This is a genomic window from Luteibacter sahnii (assembly GCF_034063545.1).
Lineage (GTDB): Bacteria > Pseudomonadota > Gammaproteobacteria > Xanthomonadales > Rhodanobacteraceae > Luteibacter > Luteibacter sahnii.
In genome coordinates, this window is record NZ_JAQLOK010000001.1 from 70,532 (window position 1) to 83,815 (window position 13,284).

The window sequence follows — 13,284 nt, forward strand, 5'->3', positions numbered from 1 at the left end:
CGCGGTTATTTCGACGCCACCAGCATGTTCGCCACCGATTGCGCCTGCTTGCGGATCTCGGGGATTGCCGTGGATTCCCACAGCGCCCCGCGCAACAGGCTGCCGATGGCGAACAGGTTCGCGCGAGGCTTGCCCTCGGCATCGAGCAGGTGGCCGTCGGCTTGCGCCGCGAAGCCCAGGCCCAGCGGGTCGGGCTTGACGAGGTGATCGACCACGAGCTGGCGCACGAGCCGGTGCTCTGTGCGCTGCGTGTCGGTGTTGAGGCCCACGGTCTGCACGACGACATCGAACGCGTCGGTCACCGTGTTGCCGCCGGGCATGGCGCGGACGACATCGAGATGCCCTTCCGGCGACAGGGCCACCGAGCGCATGCGCCCACGCCGGCGTACCAGCCGCTCGGCTTTTTCCAGCGCGACGACCGACGCGGTCACCTGGGGCGGCATGCGATGGCGGGCCCGTTCCCAGGCCCAGCGGGCATGGCGCAGGAAACGCGCCCGCTCCGCCTCGGGCAGGTCGCCCCATAGCGACTGGGTGTAGGGACGCATGCCGTCGATGACCGTACGCCAGTCGTCCGCGTGGGCCACCGCGTCACGCAGCTTGTGCAGCCACACACGCACGTTGGGATCGTCGCGCAGCGACTCCACGAGTTCGTCACCGTTTTCCGAGGGCGCGGACACGGCCGCCAGATGCGGCTCGGGCAGCTTGCCGTGCCGCGACAACGCGGTGAAGCGCGCGTTAGGCCAGCGCTCGGACAGTTCGAGCAGCACATCGACCGCGGTGAGACCGAGCCCGATCACCAGCACGCGCAGCGGGCGGGTATCCGGTTCGGCGGCGGCGAGGTAAGGCCACGGGTCGGTGATGTAGCGCCCGCTGGCGATGGCGGCATCGTGCACGCCGGGCAGGGGTCGCGGCGGCAGCGAGCCGATCGCGAGCACGGCGGCGTCGGCGTGGTTCTCGTCGTTCTCGCCGTAACCGATCGTGATGCCCTCGCGCGACGGCACCAGCGAATCGGCGGTGAACGGCACGACGTTGACGTCGTGGCCGAAGGTGTGGGCATTGGCCAGCGCCTTCTCGACGCGCGACCGCAAGAAATCGCCGTAAAGACGGCGCGGCAGGAAATCGGAACCCTTGACCGACGGATCGAGCGACTGCGCGTATTCGAGGAAGCCGCCGGGACGACTCACGAACATGCCCATCGACGCGGCGCGCACGTTGAGCAGGTGGCGCTGCGAGGGCGTGCCATAGGCGATGCCGCGCCCGGCCTCCGGGCCGCCCGCGTACCAGTCCAGGTGAAGCGGCCGGGGGGTGCGCCGCTCGAGCAATTCGCTGACCAGCGTCGCCGCTGCCGCGCCACCGCCGATGATGGCGACTTTTTGAAACATGGGTTGGTCCTTCGCCCGGGGTAGGTGGGGGGGAGGGCCGTGAGACCGTCAGGCCGTCAGGCGTCCCGCGATGATCGATTGCCTCGGCCGCGCGATCCAGTGCTCGGACGGGCCGGGCTGCTCGTATGCGAGGTACTGTGCCAGATCGCCACCGTAGACGTGAAGGGTGAGCGCCGTGTCGTGACGGGAGAGGTTGCGGCAGCGATGGGCGTGCACCTCACCGGCGTCGAACCATGTGGCGTCGCCCGGCCCCAGCCAGGTGCGTCCGCCGCTGCGCAAGGTGTGCTCGGCGTCGCCCTTGTCGAACGATTCCACTTCCAGCGCGCCGGCGATGGTCGCTTCCAGGCCCCACAGGCCGGCGTGGTCGTGAACCGGCGTCGCGTAGCCCGGCGGCCAGGTCATGACAAGGATGCTCACGGCCGGCTTCGCGCGCTCGGCGAGCATCCATCGCTCGAAGCCGCGGCGACGCTCGCGCAGCGCGCCGAGCGAGGCGATCACCTCGTCGTGGCGCGCGTGCAGCATGCGGCCGATGTCCCGGCCCATCGAGGCCAGGTCCGGGTGTTCGGGCCGCGCCATGTCGAAAACGACATCGCAAAGGCTCGGGATGATGGAAGAACGCTTGCCCATGCGGGGAGGGGTCCGGCCCCATGAATCGACTGGCGGGGAGTGGACCATGAGCGCCGTTAAGGCCTCGTAACACCCGTATGGCGCGACGGGCTTAAACCCTTCACCCCGGACGCGCATCCAAGGCTACGAACCGCCCGGTCGGCGGTCCGCTCAACGGAGAGTCTCGCCATGATCGTCCTTTCTTCGCTCGTCGTACTCGCCCTTGGCTTCTGGATGGTGTTCGCGCTTCTGGGGGCCGTGTTGAAGCTGGTCTTCGGTATCGTCGGCGGCGTGTTCAGCGTGGTCGGCAGCGTCGTCGGCGCACTGGTCGGTGGCCTGGCGATGCTGCTGGTGGCGCCGGTGGTGGCGCTGGCGCTGCTGCCCGTGCTGTTGCCGGTCGCGTTGCTGGCGTTGATCGTCTGGGCCATCGCCCGCGGCCACCGCAAGCCCGACGTGGTGGTGATGCCGGCGTCGCGCTGACGCCGGCGAAAAAGGTCAGATCGTCCGCAGGTCGAAGGTCACGGGGATACGCGCCCAGGCGCGCACCGCGTGGCCGCCGGCCTGGGCGGGCTGGAATCGCCACGCGGCCAGCACCTGGTCGCGTGCCGCGGTATCGAGCAGGGTGTGGCCGCTGCTCCGTTCGATGTCCACCTGCACGGGTTTGCCGGTCTCGTCGACCAGCACGCGCAGCGTCACCGTACCCTGCAGGTGTCGTTGCATCGCGGCTCGCGGGTACGCCGGCGCCGGCGCGGCAACGTAGGCGAGTTTCGCCTCCACCGGCGCGGCCTCGACGGCGGGTGCCGCGGTCGGCGTATCGGTCGCCATCGGCACCGTCATCGGTGCGCTGCCTTCGTTGGTAGGTACGGCGGCGGGATGCGCCACGGGCTGCGGTCGGGCGGTCGCCGTCGGCACATGGTGAGCCACGGGTACCGGCTTCAGGTCGATCGGTGGTGGTGGGATCGGTTTGGGTTCGACCGGATGATCGATGAGGTGGATGGCCTGGATCACAGGCGTCGCGGTGACGATCTGCGCCACCATGGGACGCATCACGGCGACGAGCGCGGCGGTGTTGAGGGCGATCGTCGCGCTCATGGCGACGATGCGGACGGTGTCGGGATGAAACCCGGACGGGGACGACGGACGAGCGAACGACATGAGCCACCTCCTGCAACGTGGGGGGAAGGTGATGCCTTGGCTGGCCGAACACGTCCGGTGGGGAACCGGCGGGGATCGTGTTCAGGTCCGATTTCAGATTAGGCTCAAATCGCGGCGGCGTGCAAGCACCGTGTCGACGAGCGTACGGCGTCGCTCGCCCCCGGTCGCGAACCGTCAGGACGACAGGTGCGAAAGCCAAGGTGGAAGCGGGTCGTATCCGCGGACCCTCCGGCCCGCATCGTGCGGATGATGTCGGGAAACGATCCGGCGAGCGGTCAACCGTGAGGGATCAATGCGCTACCAGCATCGGCACGTCCGACTGCATGAACAGATAGCGCGTCGTCCCGCCCAGCACCATCTCCGACAACCGCGAACGGCCCCAGGCGCCCATGACGATCAGGTCGGCGTGTTCCGCATGCGCGGTATCGAGCAGCGCCGGCCCCGGGGCGGCGCGCGCGCCTTCGTCGAGGCGGCGGATCTGTGCGGTGACGCCGTGGCTCTCGAGCCAGTGACAGATATCGACATCGGGTAGCGAGCACGTGTCGATGTCTTCGTCGCGGCTGCCGTCGATGACGGTGACCCGTTCGGCACGACGCAACAGGGGTAGAGACGAACGCACGGCGAGCGCCGATTCGCGGCTGCCGCTCCATGCCACCAGCACGTGCCTGCCCAGGCTTTGTACCGGCGCGTTCTCCGGCACCACGAGCACCCCGCGGCTGGAGGCGAACACCGTGCGCGACACCACGCCGAAGCCGATCGGCGCATCGCCGCGCATGGTGGACGACCGCTCCATCACCACGAGGTCGTAACCGGCCGATGCGTGGGACAACAACGTGACGGTGTCGCCGTTGGCGACGCGCCACTTGCCGTTCAGTCCGTGCGACCCGAGCAGGGCCGTCCACGCCTCGCCGACGGCGCGGGCATCGCCCACCCGCTGGCGCACGGCGTCCAGCTGCATCGGCACCGCCTCGGGCACCGTGAACGCCGCCGCGGGCAGGTCGACCACGTGCATGGCGTCGAGCCGGGCGTCGATGCGGGTGGCCATGGCCAGCGCCGCGCGAAGGCCCGCGCCCTGGAGGGGCAGGCGGGGCACATGCAGGAGCAGTTCGAGGGTCATGCCCCGCATGGAACACCGGCGCCGGGGCAAGGTCAATGCCCCGGCGCCGATGGACGGGGCTACTTCTTCAGCTGCGACGGGATGAACCGGCTACGCACGGCTTCGGCCAGCAGGTCGGGCGGCAGCAGGCCCTGGGCGATCAGGAAATCGTTGAACGCCTTGCGGTCGAAGCGGTCGCCAAGCGCGATCTGCGTTTCCGCGCGCAGCTGCAGGATGCGCAGGTAGCCGTAGAAATACGCGGTGGCCTGGCCCGGCGAGTTCATCGTGTAGCGGTCCAGTTCCTGGCGCGCCATCGGCTCGGAGAGCCCTACGTCGTGCACGAGGATCTGGTGGGCGCGATCGCGGGTGATCATGCCCAGGTTGAGCATCGGGTCGAGGAAGGCGCGAGCCGCGCGCAGCAGGCGGAACTGCAACGCCACGAACTGCCCTGCCGGCGGCTCGTAGGGCACCATTTCCGCCTCGGCGTAGAGCGCCCAGCCTTCGACGTTGACGCTGTTGAACGCGAACAGGCTGCGGGTGAGCGACACGCCCTGTTCCACCATCGCGGCGAACTGCAGCTCGTGGCCGGGGCGGCCTTCGTGCGCGGTGAGCGTCCAGGCGGCGGCTTCGAAGGTGAAGTCGTCGTACACCTGCGAGCGGTCGCCGTTGGCCGGCGGGTTGCCGGTGGTGAGCACGAACGTGCCGCGCTGCCCGGTGTTGTTGACGAAGGGCGGCGGATCCATGTGCGGCGCGGGCGTGCGGGCGTTTTCCGCTTCCGAGGCCAGGCGCATCGCGAGCTGGCGCTTGGGCAGCTCGGCGATGCGCTGGGTGCGGATGATGTCCTCGATCTTGCCGATCACGGCTTCGTACGTCGGCACCACCTTGTCCTTGGGCAGCTGCTTTTTCTTCAGCGCCTTGAGCACGTCGCGGTAGTCGCCGTCGGGCAACCCCTCGGCCTTGGCCACCACGGGCGCAAGCGATTGCAGCGCGTAGGTGGTTTCCATGAACTCGAGTTCGGCACGGGCGATGAGGTCGCGCGGGGCGATGTCCAGGCCGACCTGTTCGAGGTTGTAGGCATAGAGCGGCTCGGGCAGGCGGAAGTCGGTGCGCGCGCGGGGCAGCACCGTGGTCTTCACCCAGGCGTTGTACGCCTTCAGTTGCGTGTCGAGCGTGTTCAGCGCCTCGTCGCCCCCGGTGATCTTCTTCTCGGCGAAGAGCTTGCGGATGCCGTCGACGTAACGCTGGGTATTGCCCAGCTTCTGTTCGACGTCGGCCTTCACCGGCCCCAGCAGGGCCTTGTCGCCGAGTTTCTCGGTGGTGCGTGCGCGGGCTTCGTCCACCAGGGCCTTGCAGCCGGGCGCGATGCCTACATAGCACTTCAGGCGGCCGAGCGCCGCTTTGTTCTGTTCCGGCGTGCTCTCGGCGTTGAGCAGGGAGAATTCGCCGCTGAAGATCATCTGCCCGGCGTCGTACCAGGGGAGCAGGTATTTCCGGTTGAGGTCGATGCCCTTGATGCTCGAATCGATCTGCCGGATGAGGATCTGCAGATCCTGGTGCACGTTAGGATCTTTTTCGTCGGCCAATCGCGCTTCGTAGGTCTTTCGCGCGGCCACCAGGTCGGCCCGCTGGCGCTCGTCGGCGCCGGCGCTGAGGTCGGCGGTCTTCTCGTCGAAGCCCTTCACGCCAATGTCGGTGGCCGATTCGGGGCTGTAGCGGGCGGTGATGTCGAGCAGGATCTGCGCGTCGGCGTTGCTGCGGGCGATCCACGCCGGCGGCGCGGTGTCGGCGTGCGCGGCGCCGACCGCGAAGGTCGCGGTGGCCGCGAGGGTGAGTCGTCGGAACATGCGTTGTCTCCCCAGGAAGTGCCCCGGAGACTAGCCGCAAGCGAGGGTGTCGCCAATGGCCCTTTCGGCAGGTCAGGCAAAGAGCAGGGCCAGCGCCGCCATCCCGATCATCAGGAACGAAATCACCGCTTTCGCGATCACGCCGACGAGCATGCCGAACCACGTGCTCACGCCAACGTGGGCCGAACGCAGGATGCTCTTGCCCGACCAAAGCTCGCCCAGCACCGCGCCGGCGAACGGGCCGAGCAACAGGCCCGGCAGCCCGAAGAACATGCCCACGAACGTGCCCACCCCCGCACCCCACAACGCGCGCGGGCTGGCGCCGATCTTCTTCGCGCCCAACGAGGCGGACACGAAATCGACGGCGACGCCCAGGGCGCCGACGGCACCGATCGCCACGAGCCAGCCCACGCCGAGGTGGCGGTAGTCGTCGACGGCGGCGGCCAGCCAGATGCCGCCGAAGATCATCGGAATTCCCGGCAAGGCGGGCAGGATGGCGCCGGCGATGCCGCCGACCACGAGGGCGGCGGCGAGCAGGTACAGGGCGATGTCCATCAGCGGAAGGCCTCGCGGTATTCAGGCTTGAGCAGGGCCAGGAAGGCCTCGCTGGGGACGTCGATGGCCTGGGGGCCGGCGGCATACGCCGCCACCTGGTCGGGCGAAAAGATGAAGGTGAGTCCGTGCACCTTGTCGTCCGGGCCGGTCAACAGGCTGAAGACACGGTAGTGGTCCTTGCCGGGCTCGGTCCCCAGGTCGATCTGTCGCATGTCGGAGGCGAGCGGGTCGTCGTCGTCGTCGAGCGCGCCGATCAGCTGGCGCCGTGCCTCGGCCGCGAAGACGCGTTCCGCCGCGTGCGGATCGGTGAACAGATCGCCCAGGCTCACCATACGGCGGGCCTGCGTGTCGTAGGTGAAGCTGTCGAGGATGGGCATCGGGTGCGCGCCACCGGTGAACGACGAGCCGTCGACCTGCACGTTGATGAAGCGGTCGGTGCGAGAGGCCACGGCGATGCCAAGGTCGAGGTCCCACGGCATCTGGCGGGCCTGCTCGCGGGCACCCGGCGCGTCGAGCCCGGCCAGGAACGCCTGCTTCTGCCGCGCCACGAAGCGTCCGATCGCCTCGTGTAGCGGATCGGCGTGCGCGGGCAAGGCGGGTAACGAGAGCTCCACCGTGTAGAGGCCTTGCGCGTCCGATTGGGTATCCTTGTCGGTGCTTGCCGGGGCGGGCGGCGGCGAGCGGCCGTCCTGGCCGGCATCGTTACGGCAGGCGGCGAGCCCGACGGTGACCAATGCCAGCTGCAGGATGTGTCGCGTCAACATGTCGGATCATCTCCCTGCCAGCCTGGCATCTTAGCGTAGCGGCATCGCGCCGCGGCCCATGTCAACGAATCGAAGGAATACCGTGCAAGACGCGTCGACGGAAAACGTCACCCTGCTCAAGGCCGACGAACTGGGCCGGATCGAACGCGTGGAGCGTGGTGGCGTGGTGTTGATCCGCCGTGACATCGGCGCGGCGCGCTGGTGGGCGCGCGCGTTCGCGCGACGTGCGGCGGCCCGCGAAGCCCGGGCCTTGAGGCGGCTGGACGGCATCGACGGCGTGCCCCGCCTGCTCGCGTGGAACGGCCGCGTGCTCGAACGCAGCTATATGGCGGGCCTGCCGATGCAGCAGGGCCAGCCGCGCGATGTCGCTTATTACCGGCAGGCCTTGCGCCTGCTCGCGGTGTTGCACCGGCGCGGCATCGTGCATAACGACCTGGCCAAGGAGCCCAACTGGCTGGTGCGCGACGACGGTACGCCGGGGTTGGTCGATTTTCAGATCGCCTGGACGCGCGGCCGGCGTGGTGGCTTGTTTCGCCTGCTGGCGCGCGAGGACCTGCGCCACCTGCTCAAGCACAAGCGGACGTACGCCGCCGACGCGCTTTCCAGGCGGCAGCGGGCGATCCTCGCCCGGCCGGCGCCGCATTCACGCCTGTGGCGCGCCACGGGCAAGCGTCTCTACAAGCTCATCGCCCGCAAGGTGTTCGGTTATTGGGACAACGAAGGGCAGGGGCGTATCCGGCGATAGTGCCTCTGCGGTGTTGGGGTGAGAGAGACCGTGAGCGTGATGGCACGCCGGATTGCCGACACGGTCGGCCCCCTCTTCGGTAGGCGAAACACCGTATCGGCGATCGGCTGACGCCGCGCACGCTCACTTCTCGACGAACGCTCGCTCGATCACGTAGTCGCCCGGCTCGCGCGTGCGAGGCGACGCCTGGAAACCCTCGCCGTCGAGCAGCACGCAGATGTCCTCGAGCATCGACGGGCTGCCGCACAACATCACGCGGTCTTCCGCCGGGTTCAGCTGCGGCAGGCCGGTGACACGGGCCATCTCGCCATCGGCGATCGCATCGGTGATGCGGCCCCGGTTGCGGAAGGCCTCGCGCGTGACCGTCGGGTAGTAGATGAGCTTCTCGCGCACCAGTTCGCCCAGGTATTCGTGGTGGGGCAGCTCGTGCTCGATGTACTGTGAATACGCCAGGTCATCCACGTGGCGCACGCCGTGGGCGAGCACGATGCGGTCGAACCGCTCGTAGGTTTCCGGGTCGCGGATGATCGACAGGAACGGCGCCAGCCCCGTACCCGTGCCAAGCAGGTAAAGCCGCTTGCCCGGCTTGAGGTCGTTGAGCACGAGGGTGCCGGTGGGCTTGCGGCTGACGATCACCGGGTCGCCGGGCTTGAGGTGCTGCAGGCGCGAGGTGAGCGGGCCGTCGGGCACCTTGATGCTGAAGAACTCCAGGTGTTCCTCGTAGTGCGCGCTCGCGATGGAATACGCGCGCATCAGCGGCCGGCCGTCGACTTCGAGGCCGATCATCACGAAATGCCCGCTCTCGAACCGGAAGCCCGGGTCGCGTGTGGTGCGGAAGCTGAAAAGCGTGTCGTTCCAGTGGTGCACGTCGATGACGTGCTCGGTCGCCAGTGCCACCATGTGTGCTTGAACCTCGAAAACGAAAGGGCCACGGCCTCCGCGCGTGGCGGAAAACCTCTGATTCGGCTGGGGAAGCGGCCGGCCAGGCCGCGCGCCTCGCGTTCGCCGCACCCTTGGGTGGGTGCCGGCTCAGGGCGCTTAGGATACGGCATTGCGTGCCGCGCCGCCGGACAGCCGTGCCGCGCTGGTCTAAGATCGGGGCCCCTTACCCATGGCGCGCGGCATGCCTCGTCCCGATTACGCTCCGGGCCAGTCCTGGACCTACCGCACCCGTCCCGGCGAAGACGACTCCCGGGTGGCGATCCGTCGTGTCGACCATGAGCCCGAGGACGGCGACGTGTTCCACGTGTCCATCCTCGGCGTGAAGCTGCGCAACCATCGCGTTCCCGGTGGCCTGCAGCCGGCGATGCATCATGCCGCCGTGTCCCGCGCCGCGCTCGACGCCAGCCTGCTCGAACCGGCCGGCGCCGCCGACGCGGACGAAAGCTGGCGCGACGGCTACGCGGTATGGCGCCAGGCGTACGACAACGGCGACGCGGGCGTGTTCGACATCGGCATCGGCGACGTCCTTGGCTACATCGAGCGCGTGGTGGCCGCGTCGGGCGAGGTCCGGTAAGGCGCGTCGATAGACGCCTTGTCCGTGCGGGCGACATCGCCCCTGTCGCGGGCGTGAGTCGAGCGCATGAACGATTCGTCGACGCGACGCACCGCATTGGCCTGCGGCCGCTCCCTTGGGCGGACCTCGCCTCGAGGGTGGACACCGAAGGCTCGGGCCTGCATCCATGCGGCATCCCCCGCACTTCCGCGACGAATCAAAAAAGGGCGCCCCGTTCCGTCGCGTCCCCGGTCGGGGAGACGGCCGGGGCGGAAGGGGGCGCAAGTCACGCAGGGAAACCGGGATGCGTGCGTTCGCTCAGAAGTCGTAGGTGACCGCCAGGCGGGCGTAGCGGGGATCCTGGGTGTACAGCGGCAGGCGGTAGATCGGATTCGGCGTGCGCGGACCGTCTTCGCTCGACGGATAGCGGTACGTCGCGCGCTTCTGGTTGAGCACGTTGAACACGTTCGCCGAGAACGCCAGTTTCTGGTCGGCCCAGCCCGGACGCCAGGTCACGCCCAGGTCGAGCTGGAACGTCCACGGCAGGCGGCCCTGCGAGCCCGGCGGCGACGGCTCGCCGTCGCAGAAGTGATAGGTGCTGCCGTACGACTCCGGGTTGCTGTGCGTCGCGCCGTAATAGCCGAGACAGATTTCCGGCGCGCCGGAGCTGGCCTGGAGATTGCCGGAGAGCTGCCATTCCGGGGCGAACTGCCAATAGCCGTAGGCCTTGAACACATGGGTGTGGTCGTTGCCGAGCACGCCGTTGGCGTAGGCCATGACGTACTGGTTGTCCCAGTCCACGCTGCCGGCGGAGCCGGACTGCCGCGTATCGGTGCGGGCCTGGCCCTCGGTGTTGCCGTACGAGCGCGAAAACACGTAATCGAACTTGCCGTACCACACGCCGTCGAAGCTGTGCTCGAGGAACGCCTCCAGCGCGTAGTAGTTGCGCTTGGCCTTCGGGAAATGCATCTCGTCGCGGCTCAGCGTCACGTCGTAGGGCTGGCCCGCGTCGTCGATCAGCGTAAAGGTGTTGGCGGAGCCGCCGTTGATCAGGTAACAGCTGTTGCTGCTGCCGATCGTGTGCCCTTCGGCCAGGGCCTTGTCGGTCACCAGTCCCACGTCGCAGAAGTCGTCGATCACCGTGCGCAGCAGGCGGCGGGTGAACTTGGCGCCGTAGACCCAGTTTTCGCCGAAGGCCTTGTCGAAGCCCACGATGAATTCGTCCTGGTGTTCCGCCTTCAGGCCCTTGCCGGCGACCGTGCGCGGGTCGGGGGGGATGCCGTACGAATTGTTGCCCGACACCACGTCACTCATCTGCGTGAGGCCGGTAGGCGCGCCGGTCGCCGGATCGATGCCCGCGTAGGTGAAATACTGCTGCGTGGCGATGTAGCCGGCGGCGGCGCCCGTGGCCGGGTTGAGCGGCAGGCCCAGGTAATAACGGCCCGCGTTGGCGAACACCTTGAACGACCCGTCGCCGTTGACGTCCCACGACGCGCCGATGCGCGGCGCCCATTGCGGCCGGGTCTGGCGGATGAAGGCCTCGCCGAAGGGGTTGTAATCGGTGAACTGGTCGTTGCGCAGGCCGATCGACAGCAGCCAGCGGTCGTTGACCTGCCACTTGTCTTCGACGTATTGCGCACGCTGCTCGGACCGCACCGTCACCAGGCTGCTGGCGATGTCCTTGGCCACGTAGTAACCGGTCTGCCCGTTCGGGAAAAGCGCCGGTGCCGGCACGAAGTTGCGGCCGGCGTCGTCGGAGATGGGCAGGTCGGGGTTGCTCGTGTGGCCGTAGTTCCACACGTAGCCCGGGCCCGGGCGCGACGTGCCGAAGTCTTCGACGCGCGACTTCACGTTGTCGATGCCCACCGAGAGCGTGTGGTCGCCCAGCACGTAAGCGACGTCGAGGCGGAAGTTGGTCGAGGTGTTGCCGCGGTCGGGCGAGCTGATGTCGCCCACCTGGTTGTTGCGGATCGCCGTGCCGCCGGTCAGTGCCGGGTTTTCCTGCGTGGGATTGCCGATGCGTGCCAGGGTGGGGTCGTAGTTCGCCGGCTGATCGTAGTTGCGCGAGTCCATCTTGCCGTAGAGCGCGCTGACGGTCAGGTTGTCGGTGATGTAGCCGGTGTACTTGGCGAGGTAGAGGTCGCCGCCGGTTTTGCTGTTGTTGTATCCGCCGATCTCGCCCAGGCGGCGGCGGTTGACGAAGTCGTAGTCGTAGCGCGTGCCGGAGATCTCGCGTTTGTCCGAGGCACCGGTCAGTTCGAGGATGTTGCTGTCGTCGATGTTCCAGTCGAGCTTGCCGTACCAGCGCGGTGAGCGGTAGTCGGTGCTCTGCGCGGGCGTGTTGCTCCCCACGTCGTTCACCGCCTGGCGACCCTGCTTCTCGAACTCGCCAGCCACGAAGAAGAACAGCTTGTCCTTGATGAGCGGACCGCCCGCGTAGGCGCTGACGGTGGTGGTCCACTGGCGGTTTTCGCTGCGCGGCTGGTAGAGGTCGCCCGCGGGCGCGGACGCCGGGGTGGCGTAGTAGTAGAGATCGTTGCCGCGCGCGCGGGCGAATGCCGGCTCCCACAGCACCTGGGCACCGAAGTGCCACTGGTTGGTGCCACGCTTGCCTACCTGGCTGATCACGCCGCCGTCGGAGCGACCGTACTGCGCGCTGTAGCCGCCGGTATAGACCTCCTGCTGGTCGATGGCGCCGTAGGGCAACTGCAGGCCACCGAGCGCGTTGAGTGGATCGGTGGTGTTGAACCCGTTGACGTAATACGCGTTCTCGTTGGCGGCCGCACCGCCGAAGCTCGCCACCGAGCGCCCCGTGTCGCTCTGGAAATTGGCGCCGTTGTTCACCACGCCGGGGGCCAGTCGCGCGATGGCTTCGGCGCTGCGTCCCAGCGGCAGCTTGGCGAGCTGTTCGGCGGTGACCACCGTGCGCGAGTCGACGCTGGTGACGTCGATGCCGGGCAGGGCGGTACCGGTGACGGTCACGCCACTGAGGCGGGTGGCGTCGCCGGCCTCGGCCGCGGGTGCCGCGAAGGAGACGTCGGTGCTGGCGCCCACGCGCAGGGTGACGTCCTTGCGCGTGTCGACCACGGCGCCATCGCGCATCAGGGTGACCGTGTAGGTACCCAGCGGAAGCTGCGAGGCGGCGTAGCGGCCGCGCGCGTCGACCGGCACCTCGCGACGGAAGCCGGTGCCGCTCTCGATCACGATGGTTTCGTTGCCGCCGGCGGGCACGCTGCCGTTGAGGCCGCCCGTGGTGGACTGCGCGTGGACGGCGCCGATGCCGGCCAGCGAGGTGCAGATGGCGAGCGCGAGAGCGCACCGCCGCGAAAGGCTCAGGTTGTTCATGGAATCCCCGGAAAAAGGTTGTGCCCGTGACACCCGTCGCGCGCCCTGGACCGCGATGGTCCGCCTCTCCCCGACGAAGCCACCGACCCTGGATTCGCGCTCCGTCGCGGCTCATTTGTCTCGATCCAAATGAAGCCAGTCGCAAGAATTACAGGAGGCGGAAGGGGATGTCCAGACCGTTTCGAAAGATGATGCGCATAAGCAAATACCCCGGCAGGGATGGCGCTTTGCAGCAAGAAACAAGGGATTTATGCCCATTCGCCTCATGTGCGTTCGCACGAAATCGACCCTGCGGCG

General features: G+C 68.2%; 12 protein-coding genes. 3 read left to right on the forward strand and 9 right to left on the reverse strand.

What is annotated here, in order from left to right; genetic code table 11:
* Nucleotides 1-5 precede the first annotated feature (5 nt).
* Nucleotides 6-1,382: an FAD/NAD(P)-binding protein gene (locus PI246_RS00320; protein WP_320549294.1), complete on the reverse strand. Its 1,377-nt coding sequence runs from the start codon at nt 1,380-1,382 to the stop codon at nt 6-8.
* A 48-nt stretch (nt 1,383-1,430) separates the two neighbouring features.
* Nucleotides 1,431-2,009 carry a cysteine dioxygenase gene (locus tag PI246_RS00325; protein ID WP_320549295.1) on the reverse strand — a complete coding sequence of 193 codons (579 nt, stop codon included), beginning with the start codon at nt 2,007-2,009 and terminating at the stop codon, nt 1,431-1,433.
* 168 nt (nt 2,010-2,177) lie between these two features.
* Between PI246_RS00325 and PI246_RS00330 the strand changes: the two genes are divergently transcribed.
* Nucleotides 2,178-2,468, forward strand: a complete 291-nt coding sequence (locus PI246_RS00330) for a hypothetical protein (protein ID WP_320549296.1) — start codon at nt 2,178-2,180, stop codon at nt 2,466-2,468.
* A 15-nt stretch (nt 2,469-2,483) separates the two neighbouring features.
* Here the strand turns inward: PI246_RS00330 and PI246_RS00335 are convergent, their stop codons facing one another.
* The 5 genes from PI246_RS00335 to PI246_RS00355 all read right to left on the reverse strand — a co-directional run bounded on the left by PI246_RS00335 (nt 2,484) and on the right by PI246_RS00355 (nt 7,402).
* Complete coding sequence (locus PI246_RS00335) at nt 2,484-3,143, reverse strand: energy transducer TonB (RefSeq protein ID WP_320549297.1); 660 nt, start codon at nt 3,141-3,143, stop codon at nt 2,484-2,486.
* 289 nt (nt 3,144-3,432) lie between these two features.
* A complete protein-coding gene (locus tag PI246_RS00340) occupies nt 3,433-4,260 on the reverse strand; it encodes a universal stress protein (RefSeq protein WP_320549298.1) in 828 nt (275 codons plus the stop codon).
* A 59-nt stretch (nt 4,261-4,319) separates the two neighbouring features.
* The gene (locus PI246_RS00345) at nt 4,320-6,083 is read right to left on the reverse strand and encodes a DUF885 domain-containing protein (RefSeq protein WP_320549299.1); all 1,764 of its coding nucleotides are present in this window, start codon (nt 6,081-6,083) and stop codon (nt 4,320-4,322) included.
* 72 nt (nt 6,084-6,155) lie between these two features.
* Nucleotides 6,156-6,638: a DUF456 domain-containing protein gene (locus tag PI246_RS00350; protein ID WP_320549300.1), complete on the reverse strand. Its 483-nt coding sequence runs from the start codon at nt 6,636-6,638 to the stop codon at nt 6,156-6,158.
* Entirely contained in the window at nt 6,638-7,402 is a 765-nt protein-coding gene (locus tag PI246_RS00355; RefSeq protein WP_320549301.1) for a DUF3298 and DUF4163 domain-containing protein, read from the reverse strand. The genes PI246_RS00350 and PI246_RS00355 overlap by 1 nt, the downstream gene beginning before the upstream one ends.
* 82 nt (nt 7,403-7,484) lie before the next feature.
* Here PI246_RS00355 and PI246_RS00360 point away from each other — a divergent pair, with 82 nt between their 5' ends.
* On the forward strand, nt 7,485-8,147 hold the full coding sequence (locus PI246_RS00360) for an RIO1 family regulatory kinase/ATPase domain-containing protein (RefSeq protein WP_320549302.1): 663 nt from the start codon (nt 7,485-7,487) through the stop codon (nt 8,145-8,147).
* Nucleotides 8,148-8,270: 123 nt separating this feature from the next.
* Here the strand turns inward: PI246_RS00360 and PI246_RS00365 are convergent, their stop codons facing one another.
* Complete coding sequence (locus PI246_RS00365) at nt 8,271-9,047, reverse strand: ferredoxin--NADP reductase (RefSeq protein ID WP_320549303.1); 777 nt, start codon at nt 9,045-9,047, stop codon at nt 8,271-8,273.
* Nucleotides 9,048-9,270: 223 nt separating this feature from the next.
* Between PI246_RS00365 and PI246_RS00370 the strand changes: the two genes are divergently transcribed.
* Nucleotides 9,271-9,663 carry a hypothetical protein gene (locus tag PI246_RS00370; RefSeq protein ID WP_320549304.1) on the forward strand — a complete coding sequence of 131 codons (393 nt, stop codon included), beginning with the start codon at nt 9,271-9,273 and terminating at the stop codon, nt 9,661-9,663.
* 297 nt (nt 9,664-9,960) lie between these two features.
* Here the strand turns inward: PI246_RS00370 and PI246_RS00375 are convergent, their stop codons facing one another.
* Nucleotides 9,961-12,987: a TonB-dependent receptor gene (locus tag PI246_RS00375; protein ID WP_320549305.1), complete on the reverse strand. Its 3,027-nt coding sequence runs from the start codon at nt 12,985-12,987 to the stop codon at nt 9,961-9,963.
* Between the last annotated feature and the right edge of the window lie 297 nt (nt 12,988-13,284).

Excerpts from the sequence above, each read along its gene's own strand:
- PI246_RS00365 (WP_320549303.1), bottom strand. The coding sequence starts at position 9,047 with ATGGTGGCACTGGCGACCGAGCACGTCATCGACGTGCACCACTGGAAC.
- PI246_RS00350 (WP_320549300.1), bottom strand. The coding sequence starts at position 6,638 with ATGGACATCGCCCTGTACCTGCTCGCCGCCGCCCTCGTGGTCGGCGGC.
- PI246_RS00355 (WP_320549301.1), bottom strand. The coding sequence starts at position 7,402 with ATGTTGACGCGACACATCCTGCAGCTGGCATTGGTCACCGTCGGGCTC.
- PI246_RS00335 (WP_320549297.1), bottom strand. The coding sequence starts at position 3,143 with ATGTCGTTCGCTCGTCCGTCGTCCCCGTCCGGGTTTCATCCCGACACC.
- PI246_RS00325 (WP_320549295.1), bottom strand. The coding sequence starts at position 2,009 with ATGGGCAAGCGTTCTTCCATCATCCCGAGCCTTTGCGATGTCGTTTTC.
- PI246_RS00330 (WP_320549296.1), top strand. The coding sequence starts at position 2,178 with ATGATCGTCCTTTCTTCGCTCGTCGTACTCGCCCTTGGCTTCTGGATG.
- PI246_RS00375 (WP_320549305.1), bottom strand. The coding sequence starts at position 12,987 with ATGAACAACCTGAGCCTTTCGCGGCGGTGCGCTCTCGCGCTCGCCATC.
- PI246_RS00345 (WP_320549299.1), bottom strand. The coding sequence starts at position 6,083 with ATGTTCCGACGACTCACCCTCGCGGCCACCGCGACCTTCGCGGTCGGC.
- PI246_RS00370 (WP_320549304.1), top strand. The coding sequence starts at position 9,271 with ATGCCTCGTCCCGATTACGCTCCGGGCCAGTCCTGGACCTACCGCACC.
- PI246_RS00340 (WP_320549298.1), bottom strand. The coding sequence starts at position 4,260 with ATGACCCTCGAACTGCTCCTGCATGTGCCCCGCCTGCCCCTCCAGGGC.
- PI246_RS00320 (WP_320549294.1), bottom strand. The coding sequence starts at position 1,382 with ATGTTTCAAAAAGTCGCCATCATCGGCGGTGGCGCGGCAGCGGCGACG.